Consider the following 16010-nt stretch of genomic DNA (forward strand, 5'->3'; position numbering starts at 1 on the left):
GCGCGCCCAGCAGCGTTCGGGAGCATGCCAGCCCATCCCGGACGCCCGCCAGCGGCTCGGGCGCGCGTGCCAGCGGTCGCTGGGCACGCTCCTCGGCGCTGCTGGACACGTTCCCGGAGCTGCTGGGCGCGCTCCTCGGCGCTGCTGGACACGTTCCCGGAGCTGCTGGGCACGCTCCTCGGCGCTGCTGGACACGTTCCCGGGGCTGCTGGGCACGCTCCTCGGCGCTGCTGGACACGTTCCCGGAGCTGCTGGGCACGCTCCTCGGCGCTGCTGGACACGTTCCCGGGGCTGCTGGGCGTGTTCCCCGGAACTTCCCGGGCGGCTGGCGAGCTCGAAGGTGCGCTGGTGTCCCCCTTCGCTTGATGCCGCGCCACCGCGTCCGGCGGACCGCGGGTGCCGGCACATCCGGCCTCCCCAGCCACGGGCCGCTCGACAGGCTCCTCAGGCGTCGTCGCTCCGCGTGGGGTAGGCCAAGCGCCCCAGACGAGAGATGAGATCCTGGAGGAAGGCCCGCAGCTCCGGGACCGGGATGTCGCCCGGGATGGAGGCATCATCGCCGATCTCGATCTCCGACAGGATCCATGCCAGTGAAGCAGGCGTCACACCGCCGTCCTTTTGCTTGGCGAGCGGCAGCGCGTCCTCCAGTTTGTAGCCGGCACGCTCCAGCGCATACACGTCGACCAGATCGCGGATCTCCGAGCGGGATAGCAGCGTGCACAGCTTGTTCGCGAAGATCTCCTCCGGCGGATCGACCCGGATGTCGCCGAAGAGGCGCTTCTCCGGGTAGGCCTGGAAGGCGCGATCGACGACCAGATCGACCATGACCCGGTCCTTGCCCCGCTTCACCAGGCGGCGGCGAAAACTGGGCGCTGTCTCCTTGTTCTCGATCGCACCGCCGATCTCCTGCGCAACCGCTCGCAGCGCCTCATCTGCATGATCGAGATCTACCGAGGTCGTGAAGAGATCCAGATCCGCCGTTCGCCGGTGATGGAGGTGAAAGCCGGCGAGCGCCGCGCCCCCCGTCACGAAGAACCGGCGTTCGCGACGGAAGAAGGCCGCAAGCACCTCCTCCTGCAGCGGGCTAAGCAGGCTCTTGCTCAAGTAGACCCTCCTTGTGCCATAGCTTCAGCAGAAACTCCCAGAAGCGCCTGCGTCGCCCGAGATGCCGGGACAGCTGGCTGAACCGCGCTGCGACCTCTTCGGGTGTGGTGAAGCGCCAGACGTCCGGGTCCTGGGCTTCGCGCAGGATCTTGCCCAGCAGACGGTCGCGCTCGGGCGGTGAGGCGCTGCTCAGCCGACGTCGAACCTCGCCGACGGGGATGGGATCGTCCCAGAGGAAATACGGGATGGCCTGATCGTCATCGAGATCGCTGGAGAGCGGTGTGGCCAGCTCCGGGTTGCCGGGACCCGTCGGAGCCTCGGAAGGGCGGCATCGATCCGGGGCTGATGGGCTTGCAGGTTCGGGCTCGTCGGCCCCGATGACGCTGCCTGAACCGGGCAAGGGTACGATGTCGATGTTCAGGTCGCTGCCGCTCCATCCGCGCATGACCGCGAGCCAGAGCCAGTAGCGAAGCGCAGATGGCGCGTCCCTCGAGAGATGGTCGATGATCCCGGGGGCGGGCTCACGGAACAGCCTGACGCTCCAGACGAGGCGTTGACTCCGGGCGTCCAGCGCTCGCTCAAGGGCGCGGCGCCTGACCACCAGCGCCTTCTGCCACGTGATTTGTTCCGTGGAATGATGAGAATAAATGGCCTGTGCCCGCCCTTCGCGATCCATGAAGCACCAGTTCGCTCCTCCTCCGAGGGACTTGGCGCCGACGAGGCCGAGGAGGCTGCGGAGCCATCCGGCCGGGAGCCTGCAGGACCTCCCGATGCCGCGAGGCCCATGGTAGCCGGCCTCAACGGAGGCGCTCATGAGCTCGACCGTTCGACCGCTCACCGGGATCTGGTACGTTCCGATGCGTTCTTCCGCCCAGGGAGCCCACATGGCCTCCGCAGGATCGACACCATGACATCCCGACTCGTCATCCTGGCACAGGCGAACGAGAGTCGATGTGTCCACGAAGCGCGCATGAGCCGCGAGCAACCCGGTGTCGCGCTCTGCCGCCACGGCGGATCCGATCCATAGGGTGGAGTCGGCCTGACTTTCCCGCTCACGTGCGCGAACTTCTCCCCAGAGGGTGATCCACTCGTCTTCCTCGTCCCGTCCAAGGCGCGGGGCCGCGCCTCTCGGAATGCGAAGCCACGGCTCGATCACGGGAGGCGGGGCCGTACTCACCCACTCAATGGCTCGATCCGCTTGGTCCTGGGAGCCTAGAGCGCACGGGGAGACCAGGCCGTCATCCGCCCAGAACATCCATGGCACGTCATCGCTGGAGGACTGCAGGGCGGCGTCGCTCGACGGATTGGGATCGAGCAGGTCGATGAGCACTGGATCCACGGGCGGCTCGATCAACCCGTTGGTCCCGCCGAGCACGTCCGCAGGCGCGCGCGCCGCGAGATACGCTTGCAGCTGACGGCAGCCGGTCCTGATGTACTTCTCGGCCACCGTACACACCGGGCTCACCTCCGCACGTACCCTGGCATCGCCGTGGTACCGCGCGATCGCCACATCCATCCCGATGGTCGCGACCGGCCCCTCGTCACGCGAGTCACCGTAGAACTCAGCCTCGTTCCAACCCACCGCGCGCAGGTGTGCCACGAGCGCGCCGAACGCGAACCGAAGCGGAGAGAGCGCGGGGAGCTCCGCCTGCTCCGCATGCGCGCGCAGGATTTGGGAGGCGCGCGGGTCAAGGCGCGCTGCTTGCTCCGGCGACCACATGTGAAGATCGCTCGTGCCCCGATACCGGAAGAACGGATCGATCGCCGGAGGCACGACGTACCAGGCGAATCTCGTCGAGACGGGCTCCACCCCGTGATGGTCGCTCGCCGCTCGTGCGGCCTCGACGTCAATGGGGAGCGTTTCCCCGGTCGGCGCATAGAACCGACGCGCGCGCTCGAGGATGACAGGATCCACGACGACGCCCACGGCGCGCGCGCGCTCGACGATGCCGCGCGCTGCATGAAGCACCGCGAGGTCGTCGCGGCGATGTGAGGCGTCCGGGGCGAGCCAGTGCTGGTCGACCCACCCGACGAGCCGCGCCAGGCTCGGATCAGCGCCGGTCAGGCAGGCGGCCCCAAAGGCCACCATCGAGACGTCCTCGGCCATTTGAGGATCATTCGTGCGAATCACCAGATCCAGCCACCGGATGAGCTCGCCGAGCTCTCTCGAGGCCCAACGCGCCAGCTCGGCGCGGAGGCTTCTGCGCCAGGCCGTGACCACCGACGTGAGCGCCCAGGCGAGGAGCAGCGGCGGACCGTCCGCCGGGTCGTCTTCCTCGAGCGTGAGCTCCTCCAAGGCCCGATCGCCGCTCCCCTCCCATGGCTGCCCGCTGTCTCCGGGCAGATGCCGCGGACCCGACCAGAACTGGTCACGCCTCGCCGGCAAGAGCGGCAAAAGCGCCTCATGGACGAAGCGGGGGCCAAAAGGGTGCGTCACGTCCCGAGCCACCGGCACGCAGAGCTCGACCAGCACCCGCCGGCACGAGGGCATGCTGGCCCGCAGCCGCTCGAGCACCCATCCGTGGTAGGTGCGGGCCGCGCCGTCATCCACCGCGGCGATAGCCCGCAACTCCAGGCGCTCGATCTCCTCGCGCGGCAGCTGATCGCGCCAGAGGCCCGAGCGAACCAGGCTGATGCCCTTCTGCGCGAGCAGGATCGCCGCCTGCGTCAAGGCGTCGCGCCGATCCCGCAGCACTTCGGGGAGCGGCGGCGTCTCGCCTCGCGCCAGCGCGTCCTGCGCCGCGTCGCATGCGCGGCGGGCGATCAGGTGGTCCACGAGGGGCTCGAACGCCAGCTCGATATGCTGGACCGGCGGAAGGAGATCGCCCGACTCGGCCGCCCACTCGGTCACGAGGCCGTGCTCCTTGGCCTGATCGAGCAGCCAGTGGGCGTCGATGATCGAGAGCCCCTGCGCCGGCGGGACCGCTGCGTAAACCGCTGCGACAGCGTCGTCACGGCTCATGGCACCGCGCCCCATGCTGGCCTCGGCGAGCGCCGTGAGCGCCTCTCGCAGGGGAACGCGCCGGCTCCACCCGCGCTTGTCTTGCAGCTCTTCTTCGATGCGCCGAAGCTTCTCGCCGAGCAGCGCCGTGAGGGACACGTCCTGGGGACGAGAGCCCCAGGCTGCTGGGTGCGCTGGCATCCGGCGGCGGAGCTCGCAGTAGAGCCGCACGCTCAGGGGCTCCCGGATCGCCCACCGAACTCGCCTGTCCGGGAGCGCTATCTTCATCGCTCGACAGGTCTCCCGCAGCAGCGTCTCGACCTCGCCGCCCGTGGGGAGCGCGATCTCGTGGAAGAGGTCGACGCGTAGACGACCCAGGATCGCCTCGCGGCTGGCCGTTCGCAGGGTGACCGCGACCCGCAGGCGCGGATGGCGCTCGAGGTGCGTCGAGAGCTCGCCGAGCCGCTCGGCCCAGCGGCGGTGCTTCCCCGACTCCTCCAGACCGTCGATCGCGAGCAGAAAGCAGACCGGCTCGGGCTCCACCACGTCATCGTGGCCCGACGCGGAGCTGGACGGTTGGACCGAACCCCGGACGTCAGCGGCGTCATACGGGGTTTGCACCGACCTCCGCGCCCGTCGCACATCCGCGCGCGTCGCCGTTGCTTCCATCGCATTCAGGATCTCGGAGAGCCGGGAGCACGGTTGATCCAGCGCCTTACGAAGGATCACCTCCCACCCTTCCTCAACAGGGCAAGCCCTGGCGCGGAGGATCACCGCCGGCATACCGCGGCTCAGCCGCTGCTCGACCGCATGCGCGAGGCCATGGGTCTTCCCGACGCCCGGCGCACCGACGTAGGCGCCGAGGAGCCGCGCTCCGCGCCAGCGTGCCCATGCGGCGCGAAGTAGCGAGGATGGATACCCTATCTCGTCCACGCAGCGCTCCAGGCGCTCGCGGATGCCGCGCGTGGGGATGTGGAAGCGGTCGCGTTCGAGATCGTCGAGCACCGTGGCGAGCCGCCGGAGATGCTCCTCGTCGTGCTCGCTCGGCTCCATGTCCTCCGGGAGGGGTGTGGCGTGATAGAGCGCGTCCGCCAGCGCCTTACCCGCATCGACCATGCGGTCCAAGGCGCCGAGGGCTGCCCCGCGGAGCTGCTCCGCGTCGGGGACGTCGCGCCGGAAAGTCGACAACCGCTCCAGGCGAGCCACGTCCTCGCGAAGCGCCTCCAGCTTGGTCGTTGCCTCCTTCACATGACGGAGGATCTTCGCGCGCGCATCGGGCTCCCCCAAACGAAGCGCGAGATCTTCCTCCAGCCAACCAGTTGCGTGCAGGTCCGGATCGTAGCGCACGTTGAGCCAACCACGGCCGGCAGCATCGAAGCGCCAGGTCAGGTCCTTCAGTGTGAGGACGCTGTCGGTGAACCAGTACGCGTGCAGCCCCTCGTTTTCGCTCTCGCTGAGCAGCTCCTCGAGCTTTGTCTTGTCCCACAGAGCGACTTCAACGTTCGGCGCAATCGCGGTCGCCTTGGCGATCCAGCCGCTCCACCGCGCCCGTTCTGTCTCCTCCTTGCCTCCGCGATCGTCGGTCAGAGCACGGGGCATGGCGACACAGTAGCGCACAAGGTCCGGGCGTACCTTGAGCGCCCGCTGAAAGGAGTCGTGAATCTGATCGATCCGGTTTCGATCGAGACGTCCGGAAAAACACTTCGCCTGCAGGCCTACGATCTTCCCGGACGCCAGCACGGCGTACGCGTCCACGCCGCCATCGCCCCCCCGCCCGTCGGGGATCCGGACCTCCCGGAGCTCACCCGCGTACTCCTTCCGGCACCAGCGCTCGAAGAGCTGGCCGGCGAAGGCCTCGAAGGCCTCGGCCTTGTCCTCCCCGTGCGCGTCGAACCGGCTCCAGTCCATGCCTCTCGTGAGCAACATGCCCCTCGATGCCCCCCGTGCGCAAGCCGGCCCGAGCCGCTTCGACGCCGCGCGCTGTCTCGGCGCCGGGCGCGAGCGGCTCGGTGGTCGAGGTCGACGCTCGCGAGAGCGTCGCGTCGTGCTCACGACCCTGGCCGAGCAGGCGCCCAGCGCGCTCTGCCGACCCAGCGGAGTTTCCGTCCCTGCCATGCCAGAGGGAGCGGGCGCGCTGCTGGAGATCGAGCTGGACGTCGAGGACGACAGGAGAGCCCGCGGCGCGCCCTCGTGCCAGCCGGGCGTCAATACAGGTGAAACTCCGGGTGCCGCACGAGCCCGTAACACACCGCGGCCCACCCCGCCTCGCCCGGCGAGAACCGCGACTTCGGCGCGCCCTTCGCGCGGTGCCGCGAGACCGTGCCCTCGTAGAGCGCGAAGAACCTCGCCTCCCGGTCCGGCGGCGCCAGGCGCGCCGGATAGCTCAGGAACGTCCGGTGCAGCACGTCGAAGCGCGGGGCGAAGGCCGCCGCGTCGAGGTCCTGCGCGGGGAGGTCGAAGGCGAAGATGAGCCGGCGCTCGACCGGGACCGGCGCGCTCGCCTTGAGGTCGTGCTCCAGGGCGCGGTCGCAGAGCGCGATCCCGAGCCGCTCGAACGCCGCCATCATGAGCGCGTTCGTCTGCGCGCCGCGCGGGAGATCCAGGCCGTGATCGGGGAGCCCGAGCGCCGTGAGGTAGTCTTCCCAGGTGTCGAAGAGCGCCGACCTGTCGTCCCCCCGCGCGCGGCGCTCGACCTCGGCCGGCGACAGGCCGCCGAAGAGCCGGAGATACGTCCTCAGGTACGCCTCGGCCGGGATGAGCCGCAAATCCTGCTTCGGGTCACGGCTCTGCGCGACGCGCCCCGTCTCCCGGAGCGGCGCGGCAGGCCGCGGCGCGACCGCCTCCGGCGGGGCGCACGCGCCCGCCACCGCGGCCACCCCGGCAAGGGCGAAGGCCCTCACCCGGCCTCGCATCACCGCGCGCCCCCGCCGCGCTCGGCGCCGCCGCGCTCGAGCGCAGGCCGCACGTTGCTCGCGCGCGCATAGGCCGGCGAGCGGACGATCGCCTCGACCAGAGGCCGCATCCGGTAGCCGCGCGACACGAACCGCTCGCGCAGCGCGCGGAGCAGGGCCCCGTCCTCGTCGCGCAGCGGCCGCCCGAGGAACGACTCGGTGACGCGCTCGACGGCGCACGACGCGAACCCCGGCATGCGCGTGAGATCGGCCGCAGCGCCGGCCGGGCCGCGCTCGGCGTGAGCCGGCGCGGCATAGGCGCCCCGGAGCACGCCGCGCTCCCGGCTCGAGAAATCAGGGTCGTAGAAGCGCTGGCACGACTGGCCCGTCTTGCCCTCGGCGTTCAGCTTGCAAACAGGGTTCTCGATCGGGAACCGGGAGGCGGGGAGATAGGTCCACGTCGTCTCCTCCACCCGCGTGAAATACGCCGCGAGCGGCTCCAGCGTCGCATGACAGCTGGAGCAGCCCGGCCGGACCATGAGATCGGGCTCGTCCGACGGCGGGAGCTCCGCGTGCTCGGCCGCGAAGCTCTTGCACAGGAACGCGCTGTAGAGCGCGGCCGCGCGCGCGCGGCGCGAGGCATACTTCGTGAGGAACACAGGCGTCGTGACGATCCCCGCCGCGCGCGGCCCGCGATCGGGGATGAACGTCCAGTCGGAGACGTCGTGCGGCGCGACGACCGGCGGCACCGCGCCCGGCAAGAACAGGGGCGCCTCGTCCTCGCGCATTCCATAGGACCTGTGCAGCCCGCAGCACGCCGCGGGCGCGCTCGATCGATAGAACTGCGCGAGCGGCCCGTTGATGAACGTGTAACGCCCGGTGAGGATCTCCCGGAAGTCGCGGTCGGCCCGGAAGACGTGCTGCATGAGGTGAATCGCCTCCTGCGACCACCAGAACCTGTTCCAGCCGGAGGCGGTGTGCGGCGCGGCGCCGATCGGGGCCTCGATGCCGAGCGGGACATGGGCCGGCAGCGCGAAGGCGCGCGGATCCCTGCCGGAGTTGTCGCCCGGCAGGCAGTGCTCGAGGCCGATGCCGCAGCCGCAGTCGACGCTCATCGCGAAGGCGAGCGCGCTCCGGCACGAGATCGGCTCGCCCCGGTGCTCCCTGGCATAGCGATCCTCGGGCACCGGCGGGCGCGCGCGCCCCGGAGGCAGCGGAGCCCCCTTGGGCAACGGGGGGATGTCGCTCGCGTAGATGCGGCCGACCTCGGCGGTCTGCGCCTCTTCCTTGCAGACCCGGACCTCGACCGTCGGCGTCTTGCCGTCGGGCTCGACAAGGAGCTGCGGCAGCGGGACATAGGCGCTGTCAGGGGCATTCCATCCGGCGCCGTAACGCTGCGTCGGCACGACCGAGAGGTAATCGCGGTAAAGCCAGAACGGGCGCACGACCGTGGTCCGCTCGTCGAGCAGCCGCTGGGAGATGGGTCTGGGCGTCCCCGTGAAGCCGGCGAAGCTCCCGCGGAGCCCGCTCTCGGCCTCGGAGAAGCAGAGGTCGCCGTCGATCAGCGGGAGCAGGCGGCGCTGGTTGTAGCGGAAATAGACGTAGAGCCGCTCGCCGTCCGGGCCGAGCACCTCGGCCCGGCGGAGCGTCGTCTCCGGCGGCGCGAACAGCCCCACCGGGCCGAGCTCCAGCCGCAGGACATCCATGTAGAGGCGCGTGAGCCGCTCGACGTAGCCCGGGCCGTCGAGGTGGCGCTCGATCCAGGCGTCGAGGTCGAAGCCCGGCGACTCGAGCTCCGCGAGCTCCTCGCGCGTCGGGAGCCGCCCCTTCAGGTCGAGCGAGAGCGCGCGGTAGTACCGGTACTGCTCCAGCGTCGGCGCGGCGCCCCCCGCGGCGGCGGAAGGCGGCGCGAACGAGGCCGCCGCCGCCGCCGCGAGCAGCGCCGCCCCGGCAAGCGCGCCGAGCCCCCTCATCCCTCCTCCGCCCCGCCCGCAGCGCTCGCCGGCGTCGCCTCCTCGCCGGCGCCGGGCGCCGGCGCCGCCTCGCCGGGGAGCACCCCGGCCATCAGCATCCCGAGCTCGGTCCGCGAGACAGCGCCCGCGTCCCGCGTCGCCACGATCCCGCCCCGGTACATGACCGCGATCCGGTCCGACAGCGCCAGGATCTCGTCGAGCTCCGCCGACACGAGCAGCACCGCCGCCCCCGCGTCGCGCGCCGCCACGATCTCGCGGTGGATGTGCTCGATCGACCCCACGTCCACCCCCCGCGTCGGCTGGCTGGCCACGAGCAGCTCCACGGGGCGGCTCAGCTCGCGGGCGAGGATCACCTTCTGCTGGTTGCCGCCCGAGAGCGCCGAGACAGGCGTCCCCGGGCCGGGCGCGCGGATGTCATAGGTCTTGATCAACCGCCGCGCGTTCTCCTCGCGGGCGTCGTCGCGGAGCACGCCGCGCACGGCGAACGGGGCCCTGTCGTAGGTGCAGAGCACGAGGTTGTCCGCGATCGAGTACGAGAGCACGAGCCCGTGGCGCTGGCGGTCCTCGGGCACGTGCGAGACGCCGCGCTCGATGAGGGCGCGGGGCAGCGCGCCGGTGACGTCGCGGCCGCGGAGGAGCACGCGCCCGTCGCGCGCCGGCGAGAGGCCCGTGACCGCCTCGACGAGCTCGGTCTGGCCGTTGCCCTGCACGCCGGCGATCCCGAGGATCTCGCCGGCGCGCACCGAGAAGCTCACCTCGCGGACCGCGTCGCCGCCCGACCCGCGGCGGCCCGCGACGCCGAGGCGCTCGACCTCGAGCACGACCGCCTTGGGGCGCGCCGGGGCCTTGCTCACCTGGAGCACCACCTCGCGGCCGACCATCATCGCCGCCAGGCCGCGCTCGTCGGTCTCGGCCGGGATCGCGGCGCCCACGACCTTGCCCGCGCGCATGACCGTCACCCGGTCGGCGACCGCGAGCACCTCCCGGAGCTTGTGCGTGATGAACAGGACCGACACGCCCCGCGCCGTCAGGCCCCGCAGCACGCGGAACAGCTCCTCGGCCTCCTGCGGCGTGAGCACGGCCGTGGGCTCGTCGAGGATCAGGATCTCCGCCTTGCGGTAAAGCGCCTTGAGGATCTCGGCGCGCTGCTGCACGCCGACCGGGAGGTCCTCCACGCGGGCGTCCGGGTCGACGTCGAGCCCGTAGCGCGCCGAGAGCCCGCGGACCTCGGCGCTCGCCCGCCCGCGGTCGAGCAGGCCGCGGCGCAACGGCTCGGCGCCGAGCACGATGTTCTCGGCGACCGTGAACACCGGGATGAGCATGAAATGCTGGTGCACCATGCCGATCCCGAGCGCGATCGCGTCGCTCGGCGACCGCAGCGAGACGGGGCGCCCGCTCCGGCGGAGCTCCCCCTCGTCCGGGCGCACCAGCCCGTAAAGGATGTTCATCAGGGTCGATTTGCCGGCCCCGTTCTCCCCGAGCAGCGCGTGGATCTCGCCCTCCCGGAGGTCGAGATCCACCCGGTCGTTCGCCAGGACGCCGGAGAACCGCTTCGTGATCCCCTTGGCCTCGAGGACGGCCTTCACCGCCGCCCCTCCGGCTCGTAGGGCTGGCCGTCGGCGGCCGGCGGCGTGGTCTTGCCGATGACGCCGGTGAGGATGAGCAGCGTCAAGAGATACGGCACAAGCCCGACGACCGACGACTGCTGCAGGAAGGACCACGACGGCGGGATCTGGTCGCGGAAGAGCTGGAGGTTGATCTGGAACGCCTGCGCCGCGCCGAAGACGAGCGCCGCGGCCCACGAGCCGAAGGGCGTCCAGTCGCCGAAGATCATCGCCGCGAGGGAGATGAAGCCGCGCCCGTTCGTCATCATCGGCTCGAAGGACGGCACCGACTCCAGCGTGAAATATGCCCCCCCGAGCCCCGCGATCGCGCCGCCGATGACGACGTTCACGTAGCGCACGCGGACCACGTCGATCCCGACCGTGGCGGCGGCGCGCGGGTGCTCGCCCACGGCGCGCGCGCGCAGGCCCCACCGCGTGCGGAACAGCACGAGGTGCGTGAGCCCGACGAGCACGACGGCGGCGACGGCGATCGGCTGCTGCTCGAACACGGGGCCGACGACCGGGATGTCCGCGAGGAGCGGGACGTGGAGGCGCGGCAGGACGCCGGGCGCGTGGGGCACCTGGCCGCCGAACGCGCTCGCGGGCCCGAAGAAGAGCTGTCGGTTGAAGAAGCCGGTGAGCCCGACGGCCAGCAAGTTGATCACCGTCCCCGCGAGGATCTGGTCCACGGAGAAGGTCACAGCCAGCGCGGCGAGCAAGAGGCCCAGCAGCGCGCCTGTCGCGACCGCGATCACGACGCCGAGCAGCAGGCTCGGCAGCGGCGGGAAGCCCAGGACCACGCTCGCGTAGATCGACCCGAACCAGCCCGAGAACGCCGCCGCGAGCATCATCCCCTCGATGCCGAGGTTCACGACGCCGGAGCGCTCGCAGAAGACGCCCGAGAGCGCCCCGAGGGTGAGCGGCGTGGCCACGGCGAGGGTCGTGGCCGCCATGCTGGCCACGATCGTCAGGGGCGGCACCTGCGACGCGCCGACGAGCACAACGACGAGGACCAGCACGCTGACGACCACCGCGATGAATGCGTAGCGTCGATAGACCATCTTCGCCCTCTAGCCGCCCCACCCGCGCGTGAGCACGAGCCGCTCGCCGCGGGCGCGGATCCGGTAGATGCGGCGGACCAGGGTGTCCGCCGCGACGAAGAGCAGGATCAGCGCCTGGATGACCGAGATCACGTCGATGGGGACCTGCGTGAGGTACTGCATCCGGGTCGCGCCGCTGCGCATCGCGCTGAACAGGAGGGCGGCGAGCACCGTCCCGCCGGGGTGCGCCTTGCCGAGGAGGGCGATGGCGATCGCGTCGAAGCCGTAGCCCTGCGAGAACCCGAGCTCGTGCCGGTGGTGCAGCGCGCTCACCTCGATCGCGCCCGCCACCCCGGCGAGGCCGCCCGAGAGCGCCATGGTCACGATCACGGTGCGGCCGACCCGCACGCCGGCGTAGCGCGCGGCGTCCGGGCTCTGCCCGGCGGTGCGGATCTCGAAGCCGAAGGCCGTCCGCTGCAGCACCCAGCCCACGAGCGCCGCCGCGAGCAGGGCGAGCGGGAAGCCCCAGTGAAGCCGGAGGCCGTCGACGAGCGCGGGGACGCGCGCGCTCTCGTCGATGAGGGGCGTGCGGGACAGCACGTTGGCCGCCGTGGGATCCTTCATCGGGCCGTTCAGCAGGAAGCTGACCACGTTGAGGGCGACGTAGTTGAGCATGATCGTGCTGATCACCTCGTGTCCGCCGGCGCGCGCCTTGATCCACCCGGGCACCGCGGCCCACAGCCCGCCGGCCAGCGCGCCGAGGAGCAACGTCAGCGGGACGTGCAGCGCCGCGGGCAGGCCGCCGCCGACGAGCCGCGGCAGCCAGTGGCCGGCCCAGGCGGCGGACAGCGCCCCGAACGCGAGCTGCCCCTCGGCCCCGATGTTGAACAGGCCCCCTCGGAAGGCCAGCGAGACCGACAGGCCGGCCAGGATATACGGCGTCGCCCACACGAGCGTCTCGCTCACCGCCCGCGGCGACCCGAACGCGCCCTCGAGCATGCCGGCGTAGGCCTCGAGCGGGTTGCCCCCGGCGAGGGCGATGAGGACGCCGCCCAGGACCATCGCGGTGAACACCGAGAGGGCCGGCAGGAGCAGCGGCGCGAACAGCCGGGTCAGCTTGTCTCGCATCCTCGGCAGCTCGGGGCGATCACGGTTGCCCCTTGGCGTCCTTGGTGGGCGGCACCGTCGTCTTGAGCGTCCCGTCGAGGAGCCCTCTCCGGAGCTCCTCCATCTTCGCCTTCACCTCGGCCGGGACCTTGCCGTCGAGATCGTGATACGGCGCGTACCCCGATTTGCCCTCGAAGTTCCCGGCCGGCAGCTTGCCCTCCTTGGCCATCTTGATGAGGTCGAAGGTGCCCTCGGCGATGAGCTTGACGGCGCTGGAGAGCAGGACCTTCTGGGCCTCGGGCACCGTGTAGTACTGATCTGTGTCGACGCCGATGGCGTAGACGCCCTTCGTGGCCGCGCCGAGCAGCGCGCCGTTGCCCGTCTTGCCGCCGCCGCCGAAGACGATGTCGACGCCCTTGTCGATCATCGAGACGGCGGTCGTCTTCCCCCACTCGGGATCGGTAAATGTCTTATCGAAGCCAACGTCGTTGTGGTAGACGACGCTGAGTTCGATGTCCGGCTTGACGTGGCGCGCCCCGGCGCGGAAGCCCTCGCCGAAGCGATAGACGGGCGGGACGGCGTCGGTGGCGAGCACGGCGCCGATCTTCCCCGACTTTGTCATCATCGCGGCCAGCGCGCCGACGAGGAAGCCGCCGTGGTCCTCCGGGAAGACCAGGCCCACGACGTTCGGCTTGGAGGTCGCCTGGAACTGGTCGATGCCGATGAACTTCACGCCCTTGAACTGATCGGCCGCGGCGTGCGTCGCCTCCGTGAGCCCGAAGCCCGACGTGACGACAACGTCGTACCGCTCCTCGGCGAAGGTCCCGATGTTCTTTGGGTAATCCTTCGGATCCGTCGTCTCGATGTACTGCGTCGTGGCGCCGAGCTCCTTCTGCGCCCGCTGGATCGCCTCCCAGGCCGACTGGTTGAACGACTTGTCGTCGATCTTGCCCATGTCGGTGACGAGGCCCACGCAGAACACCTCGGGGCTCGCGCAGTCCGCCCTCTTGCTGCGGGTGCACGCCGGGAGCGCGCTGGCGAGGGCCAGCAGGACCGCGATCGCGAGGCGCCGCTTCTTCAACATGCGGGATCTCCTTGTGGAAGGCCGCATTGGACACCGGGCAGCGCACCAAGGCAACCCGGCGATCGAGCTCATGCGCGCACCTTTGCGCACATCGACCCGGCGGGCCGAGCCGATGTGCGCAAAAGATGGCGCGATCGAGGAGCAACTTTTTTTTACGGGGCGTTGTCACAGCCGATCGGCGGCGCCCGACATGCGACGGGGCGCGCCGACGCAGCCTGCCCGAGGAGGTCCTTCCATGAATGGTCCCGCCGTTCGACTCACGCTTTTTTGTGCGCTCATCGCGTCCGCCCTCGTCCCTTCGGGGGACGCGTCGGCCTGCGGTGGTGAGGAGATCATGCCCGCGATCGATCACCGGGTGATGGGGGTCGCCCAGGCCGAGCAGGCGCTGCGCGACGGCCGGGTCGCGGCGGCCGCGGGGAGCGTGATCCGGATGTTCCCCGAGATCCGGCGGATCTCCCACGACAGGGACCCGCTGCTCAACCGGGCCTTCCGCGTCCTCGCCGTGGCCACGGCGCGCGCGGACGGAGCGCTGAAGGTCCGCGCGGAGGTGCCGCGCGAGCTGCTCGAGACGTGGGGCGGGGCGTCGGCCGAGGAGCGCAAGGCGAACGTCGACTGGTCGATCCGCGCGCTGCGCCGGCTGAACGAGCAGCGGAAGAACGAGCCCGCGCTCCAGACCGACCTGGGCGAGGCGCTCGCCAGGGCGCCGGAGCACCGCGGCGAGGCGCTGCAGCTGCTCGCCGGCCTGGCGGAGAAGGACCTCCTGGCGAGCCCGGAGGCGTACGCGGCGCTGGCGCGGCTGCGCGCGCTGTCCGGGGACAGCGCGGGGCACGACGCGGCGGCCAGCCGGTGCGAGGCGATGGCGAAGGACACGGCCCTCTGTAGAACGAGCCGCGCGATCGACCCGCGCCCGCAGAGCTGACGCCGATGCGCGCCCGTCCGCTGCTCGCCGCGCTCGTGGCGCTCGCCTCGGGCGCCGCAGCGTGCACCTCCGAGGACGCGCGGGAGCCCGAGCCCGCCGCGCCGCTGTCCGCGAGCGGCGGCCTTGCGGCGGCCGCTGCCGCCGGCGCGTCCGCCGTCGCCGCGGCGCCGGCCGGCGACCCGGCGCGCGGGCAGCGGCTCGTCGCCGAGTACCAGTGCAACCGCTGCCACGACGGGACCGGGCAGGCGCCCGCGCCGCGCGACGCCCACTGCGTCCAGTGCCATCAGGACATCGCGGCGGGGCGGTTCCAGGCGCCGGCCGCGGCGATGAAGCGGTGGAACGAGAACCTCGTGCAGCTGCGCGACGTCCCGTCGCTCGCCGCCGCCGGCGACCGGCTGCGGCGCGACTGGATCCGCGGGTTCCTGCTCTCGCCGCACGACCTCCGCCCGCGCCTGCACGCGACGATGCCGCGGCTCGCGATCGGGCCCGAGCAGGCGAGCGACATCGCGGCCTACCTCACGCGCGATCGCCGCGAGCGGCCGCGCGAGCCGCTGCGCGAGCCGCTGGAGAACGCGAGCGCGGCCCGGGGGCGCGAGCTCTACGAGGCCAAGGGGTGCGGGACCTGCCACGCCTTCACCGGGGCGGCCGGGCTGACGGCGGTCGCGCCGGTGAAGGCGATGGAGAAGGAGACGCGCGCCGCGATCGCCCTGGCGCCGGATCTGCGGCACGCGCGCGACCGGGTGGAGCCCGCGGACCTCGTCGCGTGGGTGCTCGATCCCGGGGCGATCAAGCCGGGCACGCCGATGCCCCAGGTGCCGATGTCGCCCGCCGAGGCGCGGGACATCGCGGCCTTCCTCGTGACCGCACAGCTCTCGCCGCGGGCGCCGGCGAGCGCGCCGGAGAGGCTGCCGCCGCTGTCGCGGCGGGTGACCTACGGCGAGGTGGACCGCAGGGTGTTTCGCGGCACGTGCAGGCACTGCCACTCCGAGCCCGATTATGCGCTCGGCGACGGCGGGCCCGGGAACACGGGCGGATTCGGGTTCAAGCCGCGCGGGCTGAACCTCGCCACCTACGAGGGGATCGCGGCGGGCTACGTCGACGATCAGGGCGAGCGGCGGAGCGTCTTCGCCCGCGGGCCGGACGGCGTCCCGCGCCTCGTCGCCGCGCTCCTGGCGCGGCAAGCGGAGGAGGCCGGCCGCGCGGATCCTGCGGTGCGCGGGATGCCGCTCGGGCTGCCCGCGCTCGGTCCGGAGGAGATCCAGCTCGTCGAGACCTGGATCGCGCAGGGGCGCCCGCAGTAGCGGCGCGCTCCGTCGTAGGCTGTCGGCACGCGCCCACGCACGCGCG

Annotated in this window: 10 protein-coding genes; 2 read left to right on the forward strand and 8 right to left on the reverse strand. The window is 71.7% G+C overall.

Annotated elements, in window-relative coordinates:
* Positions 1-444: 444 nt before the first annotated feature.
* The 8 genes from WMF28_RS38370 to WMF28_RS38405 form a co-directional block, all read right to left on the reverse strand.
* Entirely contained in the window at positions 445-1104 is a 660-nt protein-coding gene (locus WMF28_RS38370) for a nucleotidyl transferase AbiEii/AbiGii toxin family protein (protein WP_437598570.1), read from the reverse strand.
* The gene (locus WMF28_RS38375) at positions 1085-5800 is read right to left on the reverse strand and encodes a hypothetical protein (RefSeq protein WP_437598571.1); all 4716 of its coding nucleotides are present in this window, start codon (positions 5798-5800) and stop codon (positions 1085-1087) included. Before WMF28_RS38375 ends, WMF28_RS38370 begins: the two co-directional genes overlap by 20 nt.
* A gap of 449 nt (positions 5801-6249) precedes the next feature.
* On the reverse strand, positions 6250-6945 hold the full coding sequence (locus WMF28_RS38380) for a hypothetical protein (protein WP_437598572.1): 696 nt from the start codon (positions 6943-6945) through the stop codon (positions 6250-6252).
* 11 nt (positions 6946-6956) lie between these two features.
* A complete protein-coding gene (locus tag WMF28_RS38385) occupies positions 6957-8909 on the reverse strand; it encodes a DUF1585 domain-containing protein (protein WP_437598573.1) in 1953 nt (650 codons plus the stop codon).
* Positions 8906-10495 (reverse strand): ABC transporter ATP-binding protein, encoded by a 1590-nt coding sequence (locus tag WMF28_RS38390; protein ID WP_437598574.1) that lies wholly within the window; start codon positions 10493-10495, stop codon positions 8906-8908. The genes WMF28_RS38385 and WMF28_RS38390 overlap by 4 nt, the downstream gene beginning before the upstream one ends.
* Positions 10492-11574, reverse strand: coding sequence for an ABC transporter permease (locus tag WMF28_RS38395; RefSeq protein ID WP_437598575.1), 1083 nt, complete (start codon positions 11572-11574; stop codon positions 10492-10494). The genes WMF28_RS38390 and WMF28_RS38395 overlap by 4 nt, the downstream gene beginning before the upstream one ends.
* Before the next feature lie 9 nt (positions 11575-11583).
* A complete protein-coding gene (locus WMF28_RS38400) occupies positions 11584-12681 on the reverse strand; it encodes an ABC transporter permease (RefSeq protein ID WP_437598576.1) in 1098 nt (365 codons plus the stop codon).
* A gap of 19 nt (positions 12682-12700) precedes the next feature.
* Complete coding sequence (locus tag WMF28_RS38405; RefSeq protein ID WP_437598577.1) at positions 12701-13744, reverse strand: BMP family lipoprotein; 1044 nt, start codon at positions 13742-13744, stop codon at positions 12701-12703.
* Positions 13745-13979: 235 nt separating this feature from the next.
* Here WMF28_RS38405 and WMF28_RS38410 point away from each other — a divergent pair, with 235 nt between their 5' ends.
* Complete coding sequence (locus WMF28_RS38410) at positions 13980-14663, forward strand: hypothetical protein (RefSeq protein ID WP_437598578.1); 684 nt, start codon at positions 13980-13982, stop codon at positions 14661-14663.
* 5 nt (positions 14664-14668) lie between these two features.
* Positions 14669-15964 (forward strand): c-type cytochrome, encoded by a 1296-nt coding sequence (locus tag WMF28_RS38415; RefSeq protein WP_437598580.1) that lies wholly within the window; start codon positions 14669-14671, stop codon positions 15962-15964.
* Positions 15965-16010: the final 46 nt, after the last annotated feature.

The sequence above is a fragment of the Sorangium sp. So ce590 genome (genome assembly GCF_051521365.1).
Classification (GTDB): Bacteria; Myxococcota_A; Polyangia; order Polyangiales; family Polyangiaceae; genus Sorangium.